A 16,410-nucleotide genomic window follows, 5' to 3' on the forward strand; every position below is an offset into this window, starting at 1 on the left:
GCCGATGACGTCACACCCGGAACCCACCGGCCTACTCGAGCGCGCCGAGACGGGTGTCGATCTCGTGCTGGAGCGCGTCCTGGACGTACCGATCGACGACGTCTGGGACAGTCTCACCGTCAGTGAGCGCACCGCGCGGTGGTACGGCAGCTGGGAGGGAACGCCGGGAGCCGGCAGCACCGTGCGGGTGACGATGGGGTTCGAGGAGAACGCACCCGCCTCCGACCTGACGATCCTGGCGTGTGACGCGCCGAGGTATCTCGCACTGGAGTCCGACGGGTGGACGTTCGACGTGACGCTCAGGACCACGGGAGACGGGACCACGTTGACGTTCCGGCACCACCTGACGACGACGGACGGCCTCGAGGACATCGGCCCGGGATGGGAGTACTACCTCGACATGTTGGTCTCCACACACACGGAAGGGTGGTCGCCGTCCTTCGACGACTACCACCCGTCCCAGTGTGGGTACTACGGCTCACTCAGCCCTTCGGCTCCAGCGTGAGCGAGATCGAGTTGATGCAGTACCGCTGATCGGTCGGGGTGGGGTAGCCCTCGCCCTCGAAGACGTGGCCGAGGTGACTGTGGCAGTTGCTGCACAGGACCTCGGTGCGCTTCATGCCCATCGACCGGTCGACCTTCAGGATCACGGCGTCGGTGTCCTTGGGATCGAAGAAGGACGGCCACCCGCAGTGGGACTCGAACTTCTCGGTGCTGCGGAACAGTTCGGCGTCACAGGCGCGGCACTTGTAGACGCCCTCGGTGGTGGTGTCGGTGTACTCGCCGACGAACGGCCGCTCGGTGCCGGCCTTGCGCAGCACTGCGTACTCGGCTGCGGTGAGCTTGGTACGCCACTCGTCGTCGGACAGCTCGAACGTGGGCTTCTTCTCTGGTGCGGAACTCATGCCTCCACGCTAATGCGTGGCCGCGGTTCCCGCTGTCGTCGCAGGTACAGGCTTCGGTGAGGTCGTGTTCTCGTCGAGCAGGAACGCCGGATCGATGCCGCCGTCCAGCCGGCCCTCGCGGCGCGCGGTGAGATAGCGACCGACGAGCACGGCGAAGATCACGACGATGATCAGCGACCAACCCCACGTCGTGCGGAGGTACTCGATGGAGCGCCCGAACTCCGGGAAGCGGCCGACGAGCCAGCTGTCGTAGCTGAGGAACCCGTACACGGCGAGCCACGCCGGCCAGTTGCGCATCACCGAGTTGCGCAGCACCACCGACATGATCAGCGGGAACAGCATCATCGAGTAGTACATCTGGCCGAGCGACGCGAGCAGGAACGATGCGACCAGCAGCAGCCCACCCGCAGTGGTCACGAAGAACAGCTCGTCGTGGCGGTAGTACTTCCACAGCAGCCACAGGGACACGAGCACCATCACGGCGAACACGGCGCGGAGCGCGAGCACCAGCGCGGTGGGCAGTCCGTAGTAGAGGCCGTTGCCGACGATCGCGCTGTTGAAGTAGTCCCGCGTCTCGAGGAGGTACGGCACCGTGTGGGAGACGAAGGCCATCGGGTCGACCGACAGCGGGAGGGCGAGCAGCGTCAGGACGACGGGGATACCGACGGCGGTGACGAAGACGCGCCACTCCCTGCGGACGAGCGGCAGCAGAAGCAGCGGTGCGAGAGTCGGTTTGACGGCGATGGTCAGGCCGATGGCGGCGCCGGACCAGTACGGGTGCCGCCTCAGCAGCAGCATCATGAACAGCACTTCGCCGAGCAGGATCAGGCCGTTGATGTTGGTGAAGATCAGTGTGTTGGTGACGGTCTCGGTGGAGAACGCGGCGAGCAGCACCACCGGTGCGGCCACCGACGACAGGCCGAGCTGGAACATGCGCAGTAGCAGGTAGAGCGCGACGATCACGGCGACGGCGTTGACCCCGATGAACAACCAGCGCGAGCGCTCGGGGTCCAGCACGGCCAGCGGCGCGATGATCAGCGTCCCGCTCGGCGGATAGAGATAGTGCGGGTCGACCGAGTCGAAGTTCGCCGTGTAGACCTCGCGCCGGTTCAGAAATGCCAACGCGGCGTTGTAGACCGGGCGGAAATCGTCGGTGATGTTGCCGTTGACGGCCTTGACGATCACGCGATTGAGGACCGTCAGGATGGCGATGGGCCACAACGCGAAACGGATCACCTGCGCGGTGGTCTCACCAGTTCGCGGTTCGAGATGACGGAACGACACCCGGAGACGGTACCCCGGCAACTAGGCCGGACACGCATTACCGCCTTCCGGCACGTCGCCCGTTTCGAGGTACGCCGCGACGGCCGCGCGCCCGCACCCCGAGCCCACCGACACGGGGTGTCCGATGCCGTCCCAGGTGATCGTCGTGGTGGCCGCGCCGGCCGCGCCCAACGCTCCCGTGACCGCCGGAAGCGGCTCCGTACCGGTGACGGCGTCGGCGTTCCCGCTGAGCACCAGGACCGGGAGCCCCAGGGTGGAGGGGACGGGCGGCGGGGTGGTCGCCGGCCACGCCGAACAGGTGAGCAGGTTCAACGCCGCCGTCGCACCGAAGGCCGGGTACTGGCCCGACCACGACGTCTGCAGCTCCCGGACCCGGTCGGGCGCGGGCCACCGCTGGCCGTCGGTGCAGCGGCTCACGAAATGACCGTCGGTCTCGGTCAGGGCGCGCACCTCGTCGACCGCGTCGTCGAGTGCGGTGGTGTTCCCGGCGAGCGCACCTGCCACCGTGTCCGACGTGGAGCGCACCCGCGCGGCACCGTCGGCGGTGGACGGATACGCCAGCAGGTGGACGACTGCCTGTCGAACGGTGGCACCGGACAGCGGTGCGAGATCACCGGCGTCGGCGCGGCGGAACAGTTCCACCACCTGTGAGCGCGGATCCGCCCCGAGCGAGCATCCGACGGCGGCGCATCGGGTGGCGAACGCCGTCAGGGCGGCCTCCTCCCCGCGCACGGTCTGCTCGGCGCTGGTGACGGCGTCGGTGATGACGCTGGTGGGGGAGTCGAGCACGAGACGGGCGACGTGGTCGCCGTACGCGGCGGCGTACCCGAGCGCGACGAGGGCGCCGTTGCCCGATCCCAGGAGCGACAGGGCACGCACTCCCCACGCCTCCCGGAGCGCCTCGAGGTCGTCGGCGCTGTTGGTGACCCCGAAGATGAGTGCCTCGGGAAGCAGGAAGTCGGTGCACGCGATCGTCGCGTCGCGGGCGAGGGTCGCGACCTTGTCCGCCGCGTCGGTGCCGGGTGAGTACTGCCCGAGGTCGGTCAGCGCGTCGCGGGTGGACGTGGCACCCGAGTAGCAGTCGAACGGCGCGGAGTTGCCGATGCCGCGCCGATCGACGCCGACGATCGGGTGGGCGTCGAGGAGCGCGGTGTCCGGCTGCGCGGCGAGCGCCGCCATGTCCGCGGACGACGGTCGATCGGTGCCGGACGTGTAGACCAGCGGCGCCGCGTCCGCCGGCGTGGCGGCCGTGCGCACGCGGACCGCGGAGAGTTCGAACGTGCCGTCCGAGGCGACGGTGCGGTCGATGGGAGCGGGGAAGGTCGCGCAGTCCACCAGCACTCCGGGCGCGGCCGTGACCCCGCGAGCAGCGGTGGTGCGGGCCGTGCAGTCGGTCCAGTTCAGGTCGGTGACCGGTGCCTCGAGAGGACGTGGCCCCTCGTCGGTGGGTTCGGTCGTCGTGGGCCCGCCGTCGGACCCGACCGATCCACCCTCGATCGCCACGTCCGGACGGGTCGACGGTCCGGCCCCGCACGCGGCGGCGACCACGACGACGGCCGTCAGGGCGGCGAGCCGTGACCCGAACCTCGACATCTGCATACGTTCAGCGTGCCATCTCGCGCGCCCGCACCCAGCGCACCAGGATGGTCCCGTCGTCGTCGAGCAGGATGTGGCCCGGGGTCATCGGGCGGTCGACGGCGGCATCGGACGTCGCCATCCGGCCCGAGGTCCCGGCGCTGAGGGTGGGCGAGGTGGTCACGCAGACCTCGTCGACGACATCCGCGGCGAGAAGCGACCCGAAGAGTCCGGGCCCGCCCTCGCACAGCACTCGCTGCAGGCCGAGGTCCTGCAGCAGCGCGACCACGACGTCGCCGGTGAGGTCGCCGTCGGCGCGGACGACGGTGAGCCCGGCGTCGCGCAGTGCCTGCACCTTGTCCTCGGGCGCGTGCGAGGTGGTCAGCACGATCGGAGGCACCTCCGCGCCCGTCACCACCGTCGACTCGGGATCGACGCTCGCGGAGCCGGTCACCACGACGATCGGAGGGACCTCGCTCTGACCCCGCGCGGTGCGCGCGGCGCGCACCGCGTCGGACACCTCCACACCGCCGTAGTTCTCTGCCGTGACGGTGCCCGATCCCACCAGGACGGCGTCGGCGAGCGAGCGGAGCTCGCCGAAGACCGCCTTGTCAGCAGGGGTCCCCAGCCCACCGGACACCCCGTCCTGCGACACCGCACCGTCGATGCCCGCCACGAAGTTGACGCGGATCCAGGGGGAGTGGAGCTCGGCCGGATACGCGTAGAGATCGGTGAGATCGTCGTCGGTCACTGTGAGGTAGGTCCCATTATCGATACGCTGCACAAAAGCCATCACACCACGTCGTTAACCTCGTCCCATGCCACAACGCCTCGTCGACCGCGATCCCGTGGTGCCCGCCGACCAGCTGATCGCCCAGATGGTGCCGCCGGCGATGTTCGACGACGTGAGTTTCGCGTCCTACATCCCGGACCCGAACGAGCCGACGCAGACCGAGGCCGTGCGCAAGGCGGAGGAGTTCGCCGGCAAGGTCGCGAAGATCCGGTCGGGCGGGAAGCGCGGTCTGTTCGGCAAGAAGACGCCGGCCTCCGGCGCAGGTCTGTACCTCGACGGTGGGTTCGGCGTCGGCAAGACCCACCTGCTGGCGTCGATCTTCCACGCGTCGCCGGAGCCCAAGGCGTTCGGCACCTTCGTCGAGTTGACGCACGTCGTCGGAGCTCTCGGATTCACGAAGGCGCTCGACGAGCTGTCCGGTCACAGCGTGCTGTGCATCGACGAGTTCGAGCTCGACGATCCGGGCGACACGATGCTGGTGTCTCGGTTGCTCACCGAGTTGGCCGCCAAGGGCGTCTCCATCGTCGCGACGTCCAACACGCTGCCCGGCCAGTTGGGCGAGGGTCGCTTCGCCGCTCAGGACTTCCTGCGAGAGATCAAGAAGCTCGGCTCGATCTTCGAGTCCATTCGTGTCGACGGTCCCGACTACCGGCACCGCGACCTGCCCCCGGCTCCGGACCCGATCGGCGCGGACCAGATCGAAGCCGCCGCGGCGGCCGTCGAGGGATCGACGCTCGACGACTTCGACGCGCTGGTGAAGCATCTGAGCACCCTGCACCCGTCGCGCTACGGGAAGTTGATCGAGGGTGTCACGGCCGTCTTCATCGAGAACGTCCACGCGGCACCCGACCAGTCCGTGGCGCTGCGCCTCGTCGTGCTGGCCGACCGCCTGTACGACGCGGGTACGCCGGTCACCGTGTCGGGTGCGAAGCTCGACGAGCTCTTCACCGAGGAGATGCTCCAGGGCGGATACCGGAAGAAGTACCTGCGCGCGACGTCGCGTCTGCTGGCGCTCTCGCGCTTCGCCTCCGTCTGAGTCGCTACCGTCCGAGTCGGCGTCAGGTGAGGTCGCGCTGCATGACGAAGTCCTCGTGCAGCACGGCTCCCAGCGCGAAACGCTTCTCTCCCAGCTGCCGGAAACCGCTGCGCCGATAGAACGCCAGCGCGCGGGCGTTCTGCTGGTTCACTCCGAGCCACAGCGCGCTGCGTCCGAGCCGTCGAGCCTCGTCCGCGGCCGACTCCATCAGTGCTGCAGCAACTCCCGTGCCGTGGGCGGCGGGGTCGCTGTACATCTTGCTCACCTCCACGGCGTCCGTGGCCGTGAGGGCGCTCGACACGTCCGGGTCGGTCGACGCCGACAGGATCAGCATCGTGTACCCGACCAGTGCCGTGCCCTGCGGAGCGACCCGCACGATGCGCTCGTCGTCGTCGAGGTAGGTGCGGAACGCCGACTCCGACAGCACGGTCGCCACGAAATGGTCGATGTCCTCCTGCAGCGTTCCGGGTGGACACGCCAGGGGGAAGGTCCGTCCCGCCAGATCGGCGAGGGCCGGCACGTCGGCGTGCGTGGCGCGTCTCGTGGGCTGTGTCGCCACCCGTCAGGCCGATCGAGGGTGGGCGGCGTGGGGGCGGTCCGTCGCCTCCACGGCGTCCACCACGTTCTTCGCTTGTCGCAGAGGCATTCCCGTGCGATCGCGCAGCAGCGACATCGCCTGCGCCGGCTTGCGCGCGTGCACCAGAGCGGCCACGGCGGTGTGCGTCTCGGCGTCGACGGGATGACGGTCGACGGTCTCCGTCCGTGCGGCGGCGGTGCGGTGTCGCAGCGCGAACCAGGTGACGACGACGGCGAGATCGATGACCACGAGAGCCACGACGAACCAACCCCAGGTAGGCATGAGGCAAGTCAATCACCCTGCGCCGGACGCACACGGCGATTCGGGTGATCGGCGGGCGATCGCCGTTGTGTCTTCTCACTCCCGACGTCCGAGACGTGTCGTTCACGACACCGGACGATCGGGTAGGCGGAGGATGAACGACGAACGGACGAACGACGGCGCAGGGTCACGACGCCGCAGCGTGGCGACGACGAGAGGATCGACATGAGCGAACAGATGACGGTGCAGTACTTCACGGGTCGCGTGGACCGGGTCAAGGCAGCGGTTCAGAAGGCCGTCGACGAGGCGGGCGCGTACGGCAGCGATCAGCTGGTGGCGGATTTCGAGTGGATCCAGTACGCCCACGATCACGTGCACGTGACGACGCGCGACGAGGTGGACTACGTCGACGACGAGACGACGACGCGGCACCTCGACGAGCTGTTCGAGCGGTACCGAGTGGGATGAGGCGGAATGCACGAAGCCCCCGTCCGAGGACGGGGGCTTCGTGTGCTGGTGCGCGATACTGGGATTGAACCAGTGACCTCTTCCGTGTCAGGGAAGCGCTCTCCCGCTGAGCTAATCGCGCGGGACCCGGTGACGGGTGACGAGGTGGAGACGGGAATCGAACCCGTGTGCACGGCTTTGCAGGCCGTTGCCTCACCACTCGGCCACTCCACCGTGGTGACGAGAACCCCGGCTCGTGAGAACCGGGGGACTCGATACCCTCGAGCGGACGACGGGATTCGAACCCGCGACCCCAACCTTGGCAAGGTTGTGCGCTACCAGCTGCGCCACGTCCGCACACTCCTCGGTGGCGTTTCCGCCTCCGTGGTGCGGTTCGAAACATTAGCCCACGTCGGCCGGAAGTCACAAATCCGCTGTTCACACCGTGTTTCCCTGCCGTCACTCCTGTCACGACCGCCGCAGGGTCGGTCGGCCGCAGCGGTGGCCGGCGCGGGTCGGGGTCCGTGTTGGGAGCACCCTCGGGGACGTGTTAACGTTTCCCCTCGTTCGGACGGCGTGCTCGCACGCGGCCCGGTCCCGTGGCTCAGTGGAAGAGCGTCCCGTTCACACCGGGAAGGTCGCTGGTTCGATCCCAGCCGGGACCACAGAGAAGACGACAGGCCCTCGCTGCAGCGGGGGCCTTTCGCCGTTCCGAGGTCGGTGTCCCCGGGTATGGTGACCTGGTGAGTACCGACAAGGCCCCCGCAGACAGGGTCGCCCCCGCAGAGCGCGCAGCGACTGCCGACCCGTCCGCGGTGACGGACTCCGGATCGCGCGCCCGCGGCAGCCGCGGGCGCGAGGAGCGCAGCCGGTACCGCGAGTGGCGTGACGGCATCGCCTCGCGCCCGACCGTGGATCGTGCGTACCGCATCGCGGTGGCCGCGGTGGGAACCGTCGTCCTCGCCCTCGGCATCGTCGCCATCCCGTATCCCGGTCCCGGATGGCTCATCGTCTTCGCCGGTCTCGGCATCCTCGCCTCGGAGTTCGCGTGGGCCAAGACCGTCCTGCACTGGGTGCGGGCCCGGTACGACACGTTCATGGAGTGGTTCGGTCGGCAGAACATCGTCGTCAAGGGACTCGGCGCACTGTTGACCACCGTGGTCGTGCTCGCCACGCTGTGGCTGCTCGGCGCCCTCGAGCTGGTCGCCGGTTGGGTGGGCCTGGACTGGGCGCGGCTGCAGAGCCCACTCTGACCGCCGCGGACGTCGTCACGCGCACCGCGAAGGCGCTGCCGTGGACCGCGAACCTCATGGTGGTCCCGCCCGGGGACGGCTGGGACATCCCCGATTCAGCGCTGCTGGACGTCGCACTGGCTCGGTCCGCCGCGCGGTGGCCCGACGTCTCGGACACCACGTGCGCGACGCTGTGGTGGTACGGCTCCAGCTCGACGCTCGCACTGGTCCTCGGCGCTCAGATGCTCGTCACCGGGCACTGCGTCGACCCGACGGCTCCCGATGCGGTGGTGGCCATCGGCGACACCGGGACCGTTGCCGCACTGATGTCGCCCACGGTGGCGACGTCGGCGGGCACAGTCGTGGCGGACCTGGTCGAGCGCCTGGTCGGGGGGCTCGCACAGCGCGTGCCGGGGCTGTCCGCACCGAGCCTGTGGGCGATCGCCTCGGACTCCGTGGCCAACCGGGTGCTCGACGTGGCCTCCGCACTCGGACGCGTGGCCGACGCCACCGCGATGGCGCGGCTCCTCACGTCGCAGGCTCGGACGCACCGGTTCCCCGAACCGCGTTTCGTGGACGTGACGGCGGACGCGATCGTCACACCGGCGACTGCGAGTGCGCCGGATGCGCACTCTCGCCGTGTCGTCCGTCGTGGATCGTGCTGTCTGGTCTTCGAGGCCGGGGTCGACATGTGCGTCAGCTGTCCGCGTCGCACCCCCGAGGACAGAGCCCGACGGTGGTCGGCGCTTCTCTGACGCGCCAGGCGTTCGGGCGAGGTGTCTGCCGCGTCCCCGATGCCGATACGCTGTGCACGACACCCGACCCACACCTGTCGCCGCCGCCCCACCCGGGCGGCACCGACCCACGTCCGTAGGAGCGCATCACCGTGAGCATGCCCGATTCCGCTGTCCTCGCACCTCGCATCAGCGTGGCCGCAGGGACGACCGCCGGAACGGCGCTGCGCGACACCGGCCTTCCCAACAAGGGGCCGGACGCCATCGTGGTGGTCCGGGACGAGGAGGGTCGACTCCGCGACCTGTCGTGGGCGCCCGAGGCGGACACCGAGGTCGAGCCCGTGCGCGCCGACAGCGAGGACGGCCGTAGCGTCATCCGCCACTCGGCCGCGCACGTGCTGGCCCAGGCGGTCCAGGAGATGTTCCCGAACGCGAAGCTGGGCATCGGCCCGCCCATCGAGAACGGCTTCTACTACGACTTCGACGTGGAGAACCCGTTCACGCCGGAGGACCTGACCAAGCTCGAGAAGAAGATGAAGCAGATCATCAAGAGTGGTCAGCGGTTCTCGCGGCGCGTCTACGACTCCCTCGACGCCGCCAAGGCCGAGCTGGCCGACGAGCCGTACAAGCTCGAACTCGTCGACGACAAGGGCTCGGTCGACGATCCCGAGGTCATGGAGGTGGGCGGGGGAGAGCTCACCGCCTACGACAACCTGAACCCGCGGACCGGCGATCGCGAGTGGGGCGATCTGTGCCGCGGACCGCACGTGCCCACCACCAAGTACATCCCGGCGTTCAAGCTCACCCGCAGCTCGGCCGCGTACTGGCGCGGCGATCAGTCGAAGGCCGATCTACAGCGCGTGTACGGCACCGCCTGGGAGTCGCAGGAGGCGCTCGACGCGTACCTCGAGCTCCTCGCGGAGGCCGAGCGTCGCGATCACCGCAAGCTGGGGTCGGAGCTCGACCTGTTCAGCTTCCCCGACGAGTTGGGATCCGGCCTGCCGGTCTTCCACCCAAAGGGTGGCATCGTGCGCAAGGAGCTCGAGGATTACTCGCGCCAGCGCCATGTCGAGCAGGGCTACGAGTTCGTCTACTCACCGCACATCACCAAGAGCACGCTGTACGAGGTCTCCGGTCACCTCGACTGGTACAAGGACGGCATGTTCCCCGCGATGCATCTCGACGCGGAACTCGCCGAGGACGGCACGGTGCGCAAGCCCGGCCAGGACTACTACCTGAAGCCGATGAACTGCCCGATGCACAACCTGATCTTCGACTCCCGCGGCCGCTCGTACCGCGAACTTCCGTTGCGGCTGTTCGAGTTCGGGTCGGTCTACCGCTACGAGAAGTCGGGCGTCATCCATGGTCTGACCCGTGTGCGCGGTATGACGCAGGACGACGCTCATATCTACTGCACTCGCGAGCAGATGCACGAGGAGCTCACGAACACGCTGAACTTCGTGCTCGGACTCTTGAAGGACTACGGCCTCGACGACTTCTATCTCGAGCTCTCCACCCGTAACCCCGACAAGTCCGTCGGCTCCGACGAGGTGTGGGAGGAGGCCACCGCCACCCTCGCCGAGGTCGCCGCTGCCTCCGGGCTGCACCTCGTTCCCGATCCGGGCGGCGCCGCGTTCTACGGACCCAAGATCTCGGTGCAGGCGAAGGACGCGCTCGGCCGGACATGGCAGATGTCGACCATTCAGCTCGACTTCAACCTGCCCGATCGTTTCGGCCTCGAGTACACCGGTAGCGACGGTGTGAAGACGCGCCCCGTCATGATCCACCGCGCACTGTTCGGTTCCATCGAACGCTTCTTCGGTGTGCTGACCGAGCACTACGCGGGTGCCTTCCCGGCGTGGCTCGCCCCCGTGCAGGTGGTGGGCATCCCCGTCGCCGAGGCGTACGCGGACCACCTCTTCGGTGTGATCGCCGCGCTGCGGAAGTCGGGCATCCGCGCCGAGGTCGACGCCAGTGACGACCGCATGCAGAAGAAGATCCGCAACCACACCACGCAGAAGGTGCCGTTCATGCTGCTGGCCGGGCAGAACGACGCGGATGCCGGTGCGGTGAGCTTCCGCTTCCGCGACGGCACCCAGATCAACGGTGTCCCCGTCGACGACGCGGTCACGGCGGTCGCCTCCTGGGTGGCGCAGCGCCGCAACGAGTCCCCGACGGCGGACACCTTCGACACCATCCCCGGCGGGAGTGACGGAGCATGAGCGAGGACGACGCCACCGCCGACGCGGGAGCCATCGTGGACACCGGGACGGGTGACGAGGACCGCCTTCAGCGGCTCTGGTCGCCGCACCGGATGTCCTACATCGCGACGGCTCCGAAGGTCGACGACAAGATGGCGTCGGAGCCGTTCACCCAGATCCCCACGCTGGAGGACGAGGACGGGCTCATCGTCGCGCGCGGAGAGCACGTGTACGCGGTGCTGAATCTCTACCCGTACAACCCTGGTCACCTGATGGTGGTGCCGTACCGCAAGGTGGCCGACCTCGAGGACCTCACGGACGAGGAGAGCGTGGAGCTGATGCGATTCACGCAGCACGCGATCCGCACGATGAAGCGGGTCTCACGCCCGCACGGGTTCAACGTCGGGCTCAATCTCGGTGCGCCCGCAGGCGGTTCGCTCGCCGAGCACCTGCACCAGCACGTCGTCCCGCGGTGGGGCGGTGACGCCAACTTCATCACCGTCATCGGCGGTGCGAAGGTCATGCCGCAACTCCTCCGAGACACTCGCGCGTTGCTCGCCGCCGCGTGGAAGGACTGACTCCGTCGTGCTGAGCATCTTCGGTAGGGCATCGGCGTCCAAGGTCACCGCGCCGCTGGGCCGCGCCCTCAACAGCACGGGTCTCACGCCGGACTCCGTCACCATCATCGGCACCGTCGCGAGCGTCGTCGCCGCGATCACACTGTTCCCCACTGACCATCTGTTCATCGGCACGCTGGTGATCTGGCTGTTCGTCATGTTCGACATGCTCGACGGTGCGATGGCACGTGCGCGGGGCGGCGGCAGCAAGTACGGCGCCGTGCTCGATGCGACGTGCGACCGCGTGGCCGACGGCGCCATCTTCGCCGGGTTGTCGTGGTGGGCGGTCTTCCACCAGAACGATCGGCCGCTGTTCGTCGCGATGCTCGTGTGTCTGGTGACCTCGCAAGTCATCTCCTACGCCAAGGCCCGTGCCGAGGCGAGCGGACTGTCCGCAGACGGTGGCCTGATCGAACGTCCGGACCGCCTGGTGATCGTCCTCGTCGGATCCGGGCTCACCGGCATCGGCCAACTCGCCGATCTCACCTGGCTGCAGTTCGCTCTGCCCGTCGCGACGTACTTCCTGGCCGCGGCGAGCATCGTCACGGTGTTCCAGCGTGTACTGGCCGTCCGCAACTCCGCCGGTGCCCGCGACATCATTCCGATCCAGCCGAAGGCCAACCGGATCGAGCCGGACAGCACGGCTGGATGAGTCTGTCGGAGCGGCTCGGCGCCGCGGGATACATCGCCGGATGGCGGGTCGTCCGGGCGCTGCCCGACGGCGTCGCGACCCGACTCTTCGACGCCGGCGCCGACCTCGCCGCGCGCCGCAACGGTGGACCGGAGCAGCTGCGCCGCAACCTCGCCCGCGTGCTGGGCACCACCGCGGACGCGGTACCGGACGACCTCGTGCAGGCGTCGGTGCGCTCCTACGCGCGGTACTGGCGCGAGGCGTTCCGGTTGCCGTCCATGGATCTCGCGGCCCAGGCCGCGGCCATCGACGACGCCGTCGTCGGCCAGGAACATCTGGACGCGGCGCTGGCGTCCGGCCGCGGCGCCGTGCTCGCGCTCCCGCACAGCGGGAACTGGGACATGGCGGGTGTCTGGCTCACGCGCACCCGCGGCCAGTTCACGACGGTGGCCGAACGGCTGAAGCCGGAGTCGCTCTACCAGCGCTTCGTCGCGTACCGCGAGTCCCTCGGGTTCGAGATCTTCCCGCTGAGCGGCGGCGAACGCCCGCCGTTCGAGCAACTCTCCGAGCGCCTGCGAGACGGAAAGGTCGTGTGCCTCCTCGGTGAGCGCGACCTCGCCCGCCACGGGGTGCCCGTCACGTTCTTCGGGGAACCGACCCGCATGCCGGCCGGGCCCGCGCGTCTCGCGATCGACACCGGTGCGGCTCTGCTCCCGGTCCACTGCTGGTTCACCCCCACCGGCTGGGGTTTCTCGATCGAGCCCCCGATCGACGTCTCCGCCGGCGTCGAGCAGGCCACCCAGTCGCTCGCCGACCACTTCGCCGCCAACATTGCCGCGCATCCGGCCGACTGGCACATGCTGCAGCCGCTGTGGTGGGACGACCTCTCGCAGGGCCGGCGTGACCGCATGACCGGTGAGGCCGACCGGTGAAGATCGGCATCGTCTGCCCGTACTCGTTCGACGTCCCGGGTGGCGTGCAGGCTCACGTCGCGGAACTGGCCGAGGTACTGATCCAGCGCGGTCACCGTGTCAGCGTCCTGGCTCCGGCGAGCGACGAGACGGCGCTGCCCGACTTCGTCGTCTCGACGGGCAAGGCCCTGAGCTTCCCGTACAACGGCTCGGTGGCGCGCCTGGCGTTCGGTCCGGTGACCTACACCCGCATCCGGGCGTGGATCGAGAAGGGCGAGTTCGAGGTCCTGCACATCCACGAGCCGAACGCGCCCAGTCTGTCGATGCTGTCGCTGAAGATCGCAGACGGTCCGATCGTGGCCACGTTCCACGCCTCGACCACGAAGTCGTTGCTGCTGAGCACCTTCCAGGGCGTGCTGCGCCCGTATCACGAGAAGATCGCCGGGCGCATCGCCGTCTCGGAGCTGGCGCGACGGTGGCAGGTGGAGGCACTGGGGTCCGATGCGGTGGAGATCCCCAACGGGGTCCACGTCCCCGCGTTCGCGACGGCGCCCCTGCTGCCCGGGTATCCCCGGCCGGGCCGGACGCTGGTGTTCATCGGCCGCTACGACGAGCCCCGCAAGGGCATGCAGACCCTGCTGGCCGCGCTCCGGCCCATCGCCGCGGTGTTCCCGGACATCGAGGTGCTGGTCGTGGGCCGCGGCGACGAGCAGAAGTTGTGCCGAGAGGCCGGCGATCTGGCGAAGCACTTCCGCTTCCTCGGCCAGACGACGGACGCCGAGAAGGCGTCGGCACTGCGCAGCGCCGACATCTACTGTGCTCCGAACACCGGCGGCGAGAGCTTCGGCATCGTGCTGGTGGAGGCCATGGCAGCGGGCGCGCCCGTGGTCGCGAGCAACCTGGACGCGTTCCGCCGCGTGCTGCGGGACGGCACGGCCGGTGTGCTCTTCCCGGTGGGCGATTCCGAGGCCATGGCGGACGCGGTGATCCGCGTGCTGTCGAACGACGACGAGCGGGCCGACCTGGTGCGTCAGGCGAGCCGCGCCGCCGTGTCCTACGACTGGCCGGTCGTCGCGGAGCAGATCGTCCGGGTGTACGAGGCGGTCGCGGTGGCCGGTCGCACGGTGAAGGTGATCGACTGATGACGTTCTGGGTGGCCGCCGCCGTCGTGGTCGTGGCACTGCTGGTCCTGCTCCTCGGCCTGTGGGCGTACTCGACGGCGCACCGTCTCGACCGACTGCACGTGCGCTCGGACCGGTCCTGGCAGTCCCTCGAGGCCGCCCTGGCCCGTCGGTCGGTGGTGACCCGTGCGGTCGCCGCCGCCCTGGACGCGCCGGGATCGGTGGAGAGCCGCACCCTGACGACGCTCGCGGATCGGGCGGAACGGGCGGAGCGTGCCGACCGGGAGCGCGCCGAGAACGCGGTGTCCGTCGCACTCGGCCGCATCGACCTCGCCCGGCTGAACCCGCAGATGATCTCCGAACTCGCCGACGCGGAGGCGCGGGTGCAGATCGCCCGGCGGTTCCACAACGACGCGGTCCGCGACACCGTCGCACTGCGATCGCGTCGACCCGTCCGCCTGCTCCGACTCGGTGGGACGGCCGCGATGCCGACCTACTTCGAGCTGTCCGAGAGCGAGGCGACCCTCGAGGAGGTCGAGGGCGCGTCGACCCGGACGTCGGCGCGGGTCGTGCTGCTCGACGGACGCGGCCGCGTGCTGCTGCTGCGGGGTCACGATCCGTCGGTGCCCGACGTGCACTTCTGGTTCACCATCGGTGGGGGCGTCGAGGTGGGTGAGACCCTGCGCGACGCCGCCGTTCGCGAACTGCGCGAGGAGACCGGCATGGTCGCCTCGGCGGAGGACCTGCGCGGGCCCATGTGGCGTCGGACCGCGACGTTCTCCTTCGACGGCGTCGTGATCCGGTCGGAGGAGCTGTTCTTCGCCCTCCGCGCCGAGGCGTTCGAGCCGGTGCGCACGGGCTTCACGGAGCTCGAGCGTCGCGTCGTCACCGGACATCGCTGGTGCACGGCGGACGAGATCCGGTCACTGGCCGCCTCGGGCGACGCGGTCTATCCGCGCGCGATGGCGGAGCTGCTCGACGAGGCGGACACGGTGCTGGCTCTCCGCACCGATCCGGACGTGCGCGCCATCCACTGACCTGGTGTGATGGCAGCCATAGCGGGCCAGTGCGGTCGAAGTGGTTATCGCGACGAGGTCCAGCCGAGCTTAGGCTCGCGGTGCACACATTCCCGCATGCCTGAGGAGATCACCGTGACCACCACCCTCCCGTCCGAGCAGGACGCCACTCCGTCCACCGGAACCGCCCGCGTCAAGCGCGGTATGGCAGAGATGCTCAAGGGTGGCGTCATCATGGACGTGGTCACCGCCGAGCAGGCGAAGATCGCCGAGCAGTCCGGCGCCGTCGCCGTCATGGCTCTCGAGCGGGTGCCCGCGGACATCCGCGCACAGGGCGGCGTCTCGCGGATGAGCGATCCCGACATGATCGACAGCATCATCTCCTCGGTCAGCATCCCCGTCATGGCGAAGGCACGCATCGGCCACTTCGTCGAGGCACAGATCCTGCAGAGCCTCGGCGTCGACTACGTCGACGAGTCCGAGGTGCTGACCCCCGCCGACTACGCGAACCACATCGACAAGTGGAAGTTCACGGTTCCCTTCGTCTGTGGTGCGACCAACCTCGGCGAGGCGCTGCGCCGGATCACCGAGGGCGCGGCCATGATCCGCTCGAAGGGCGAGGCCGGCACCGGTGACGTGTCCAACGCGACCACGCACATGCGCACCCTGCGTGACCAGATCCGCCACCTGACGTCGCTGCCCGAGGACGAGCTGTACGTCGCCGCGAAGGAGCTGCAGGCTCCCTACGATCTCGTCGTCGAGGTCGCCCGCGCGGGCAAGCTCCCCGTCACCCTGTTCACCGCCGGTGGCATCGCCACCCCGGCGGACGCCGCGATGATGATGCAACTCGGCGCCGAGGGTGTCTTCGTCGGCTCCGGCATCTTCAAGTCCGGCAACCCCGAGCAGCGTGCCGCCGCCATCGTCAAGGCGACCACCTTCTTCGACGACCCGGACGTGCTGGCCAAGGTCTCCCGCGGCCTGGGCGAGGCCATGGTCGGCATCAACGTCGACGAGATCCCGCAGCCGCACCGCCTCGCCGAGCGCGGCTGGTGATCTGACACCACCTCCG

Annotated in this window: 18 protein-coding genes and 4 tRNA genes; 13 read left to right on the plus strand and 9 right to left on the minus strand. The window is 69.1% G+C overall.

The features are described from left to right. The first annotated feature begins 4 nt into the window (after positions 1–4). Entirely contained in the window at positions 5–505 is a 501-nt protein-coding gene (locus tag J4E04_RS10275) for an SRPBCC domain-containing protein (protein WP_490150442.1), read from the plus strand. Here the strand turns inward: J4E04_RS10275 and msrB are convergent. The 4 genes from msrB to J4E04_RS10295 are packed head-to-tail and all read right to left on the minus strand — an operon-like array spanning position 483 to position 4,557. Next, the gene (gene msrB / locus J4E04_RS10280; protein WP_027505209.1) at positions 483–905 is read right to left on the minus strand and encodes a peptide-methionine (R)-S-oxide reductase MsrB; all 423 of its coding nucleotides are present in this window, start codon (positions 903–905) and stop codon (positions 483–485) included. The two genes, J4E04_RS10275 and msrB, sit on opposite strands and share 23 nt — an antisense overlap. A 9-nt stretch (positions 906–914) precedes the next feature. Beyond that, positions 915–2,189, minus strand: coding sequence for a glycosyltransferase family 87 protein (locus J4E04_RS10285; RefSeq protein WP_490150443.1), 1,275 nt, complete (start codon positions 2,187–2,189; stop codon positions 915–917). Between the two features lie 21 nt (positions 2,190–2,210). Then, positions 2,211–3,788, minus strand: coding sequence for an alpha/beta hydrolase (locus J4E04_RS10290; RefSeq protein ID WP_490150444.1), 1,578 nt, complete (start codon positions 3,786–3,788; stop codon positions 2,211–2,213). Positions 3,789–3,792: 4 nt separating this feature from the next. Then, on the minus strand, positions 3,793–4,557 hold the full coding sequence (locus J4E04_RS10295) for a pyrimidine reductase family protein (protein ID WP_081821184.1): 765 nt from the start codon (positions 4,555–4,557) through the stop codon (positions 3,793–3,795). 25 nt (positions 4,558–4,582) lie between these two features. Here J4E04_RS10295 and zapE point away from each other — a divergent pair, with 25 nt between their 5' ends. Next, positions 4,583–5,593, plus strand: coding sequence for a cell division protein ZapE (zapE, locus tag J4E04_RS10300; RefSeq protein WP_307108822.1), 1,011 nt, complete (start codon positions 4,583–4,585; stop codon positions 5,591–5,593). A gap of 22 nt (positions 5,594–5,615) precedes the next feature. Here zapE and J4E04_RS10305 read toward each other — a convergent pair whose 3' ends face one another. Then, positions 5,616–6,152 carry a GNAT family N-acetyltransferase gene (locus J4E04_RS10305; protein WP_027505214.1) on the minus strand — a complete coding sequence of 179 codons (537 nt, stop codon included), beginning with the start codon at positions 6,150–6,152 and terminating at the stop codon, positions 5,616–5,618. 3 nt (positions 6,153–6,155) lie between these two features. After that, on the minus strand, positions 6,156–6,452 hold the full coding sequence (locus J4E04_RS10310; RefSeq protein ID WP_162246766.1) for a hypothetical protein: 297 nt from the start codon (positions 6,450–6,452) through the stop codon (positions 6,156–6,158). A 204-nt stretch (positions 6,453–6,656) separates the two neighbouring features. On the opposite strand from J4E04_RS10310, the gene J4E04_RS10315 reads away from it, so the two are divergent. Further along, complete coding sequence (locus J4E04_RS10315; RefSeq protein WP_162246765.1) at positions 6,657–6,899, plus strand: hypothetical protein; 243 nt, start codon at positions 6,657–6,659, stop codon at positions 6,897–6,899. Positions 6,900–6,945: 46 nt separating this feature from the next. Here the strand turns inward: J4E04_RS10315 and J4E04_RS10320 are convergent. From J4E04_RS10320 to J4E04_RS10330, 3 genes are all read right to left on the minus strand, one after another. Next, positions 6,946–7,020, minus strand: a tRNA-Val gene (locus J4E04_RS10320). A 21-nt stretch (positions 7,021–7,041) separates the two neighbouring features. Beyond that, a tRNA-Cys gene (locus tag J4E04_RS10325) sits at positions 7,042–7,112 on the minus strand. 50 nt (positions 7,113–7,162) lie between these two features. After that, a tRNA-Gly gene (locus tag J4E04_RS10330) sits at positions 7,163–7,235 on the minus strand. 236 nt (positions 7,236–7,471) lie between these two features. On the opposite strand from J4E04_RS10330, the gene J4E04_RS10335 reads away from it, so the two are divergent. The 10 genes from J4E04_RS10335 to pdxS all read left to right on the plus strand — a co-directional run bounded on the left by J4E04_RS10335 (position 7,472) and on the right by pdxS (position 16,394). Further along, a tRNA-Val gene (locus J4E04_RS10335) sits at positions 7,472–7,543 on the plus strand. 150 nt (positions 7,544–7,693) lie between these two features. Beyond that, positions 7,694–8,131 (plus strand): TIGR02611 family protein, encoded by a 438-nt coding sequence (locus J4E04_RS10340; RefSeq protein ID WP_490150532.1) that lies wholly within the window; start codon positions 7,694–7,696, stop codon positions 8,129–8,131. After that, on the plus strand, positions 8,089–8,865 hold the full coding sequence (locus J4E04_RS10345) for a (2Fe-2S)-binding protein (RefSeq protein ID WP_490150445.1): 777 nt from the start codon (positions 8,089–8,091) through the stop codon (positions 8,863–8,865). Before J4E04_RS10340 ends, J4E04_RS10345 begins: the two co-directional genes overlap by 43 nt. Before the next feature lie 137 nt (positions 8,866–9,002). Next, positions 9,003–11,066 carry a threonine--tRNA ligase gene (thrS, locus tag J4E04_RS10350; protein WP_222649496.1) on the plus strand — a complete coding sequence of 688 codons (2,064 nt, stop codon included), beginning with the start codon at positions 9,003–9,005 and terminating at the stop codon, positions 11,064–11,066. Next, positions 11,063–11,623: an ATP adenylyltransferase gene (locus tag J4E04_RS10355; RefSeq protein ID WP_027505217.1), complete on the plus strand. Its 561-nt coding sequence runs from the start codon at positions 11,063–11,065 to the stop codon at positions 11,621–11,623. The genes thrS and J4E04_RS10355 overlap by 4 nt, the downstream gene beginning before the upstream one ends. Before the next feature lie 7 nt (positions 11,624–11,630). Further along, a complete protein-coding gene (pgsA, locus tag J4E04_RS10360) occupies positions 11,631–12,314 on the plus strand; it encodes a phosphatidylinositol phosphate synthase (protein ID WP_307092859.1) in 684 nt (227 codons plus the stop codon). Beyond that, positions 12,311–13,225 (plus strand): phosphatidylinositol mannoside acyltransferase, encoded by a 915-nt coding sequence (locus J4E04_RS10365; RefSeq protein ID WP_056444780.1) that lies wholly within the window; start codon positions 12,311–12,313, stop codon positions 13,223–13,225. Before pgsA ends, J4E04_RS10365 begins: the two co-directional genes overlap by 4 nt. Beyond that, positions 13,222–14,346 carry a glycosyltransferase family 4 protein gene (locus tag J4E04_RS10370; protein ID WP_027505220.1) on the plus strand — a complete coding sequence of 375 codons (1,125 nt, stop codon included), beginning with the start codon at positions 13,222–13,224 and terminating at the stop codon, positions 14,344–14,346. Before J4E04_RS10365 ends, J4E04_RS10370 begins: the two co-directional genes overlap by 4 nt. Then, positions 14,346–15,362: an NUDIX hydrolase gene (locus tag J4E04_RS10375; RefSeq protein ID WP_027505221.1), complete on the plus strand. Its 1,017-nt coding sequence runs from the start codon at positions 14,346–14,348 to the stop codon at positions 15,360–15,362. Before J4E04_RS10370 ends, J4E04_RS10375 begins: the two co-directional genes overlap by 1 nt. Before the next feature lie 96 nt (positions 15,363–15,458). After that, positions 15,459–16,394: a pyridoxal 5'-phosphate synthase lyase subunit PdxS gene (gene pdxS, locus J4E04_RS10380; RefSeq protein ID WP_051613209.1), complete on the plus strand. Its 936-nt coding sequence runs from the start codon at positions 15,459–15,461 to the stop codon at positions 16,392–16,394. The last annotated feature ends 16 nt before the right edge of the window (positions 16,395–16,410 follow it).

It is taken from the genome of Rhodococcus sp. NFXS4 (assembly GCF_058139645.1).

What these genes read in the sequence shown, in the direction of transcription:
- J4E04_RS10315 (WP_162246765.1), top strand. Translation starts at nt 6,657, where the DNA reads ATGAGCGAACAGATGACGGTGCAGTACTTCACGGGTCGCGTGGACCGG.
- msrB (WP_027505209.1), bottom strand. Translation starts at nt 905, where the DNA reads ATGAGTTCCGCACCAGAGAAGAAGCCCACGTTCGAGCTGTCCGACGAC.
- J4E04_RS10310 (WP_162246766.1), bottom strand. Translation starts at nt 6,452, where the DNA reads ATGCCTACCTGGGGTTGGTTCGTCGTGGCTCTCGTGGTCATCGATCTC.
- J4E04_RS10275 (WP_490150442.1), top strand. Translation starts at nt 5, where the DNA reads ATGACGTCACACCCGGAACCCACCGGCCTACTCGAGCGCGCCGAGACG.
- thrS (WP_222649496.1), top strand. Translation starts at nt 9,003, where the DNA reads ATGCCCGATTCCGCTGTCCTCGCACCTCGCATCAGCGTGGCCGCAGGG.
- pdxS (WP_051613209.1), top strand. Translation starts at nt 15,459, where the DNA reads ATGCCTGAGGAGATCACCGTGACCACCACCCTCCCGTCCGAGCAGGAC.
- J4E04_RS10355 (WP_027505217.1), top strand. Translation starts at nt 11,063, where the DNA reads ATGAGCGAGGACGACGCCACCGCCGACGCGGGAGCCATCGTGGACACC.
- J4E04_RS10365 (WP_056444780.1), top strand. Translation starts at nt 12,311, where the DNA reads ATGAGTCTGTCGGAGCGGCTCGGCGCCGCGGGATACATCGCCGGATGG.
- zapE (WP_307108822.1), top strand. Translation starts at nt 4,583, where the DNA reads ATGCCACAACGCCTCGTCGACCGCGATCCCGTGGTGCCCGCCGACCAG.
- J4E04_RS10290 (WP_490150444.1), bottom strand. Translation starts at nt 3,788, where the DNA reads ATGCAGATGTCGAGGTTCGGGTCACGGCTCGCCGCCCTGACGGCCGTC.
- J4E04_RS10295 (WP_081821184.1), bottom strand. Translation starts at nt 4,557, where the DNA reads ATGGCTTTTGTGCAGCGTATCGATAATGGGACCTACCTCACAGTGACC.
- J4E04_RS10375 (WP_027505221.1), top strand. Translation starts at nt 14,346, where the DNA reads ATGACGTTCTGGGTGGCCGCCGCCGTCGTGGTCGTGGCACTGCTGGTC.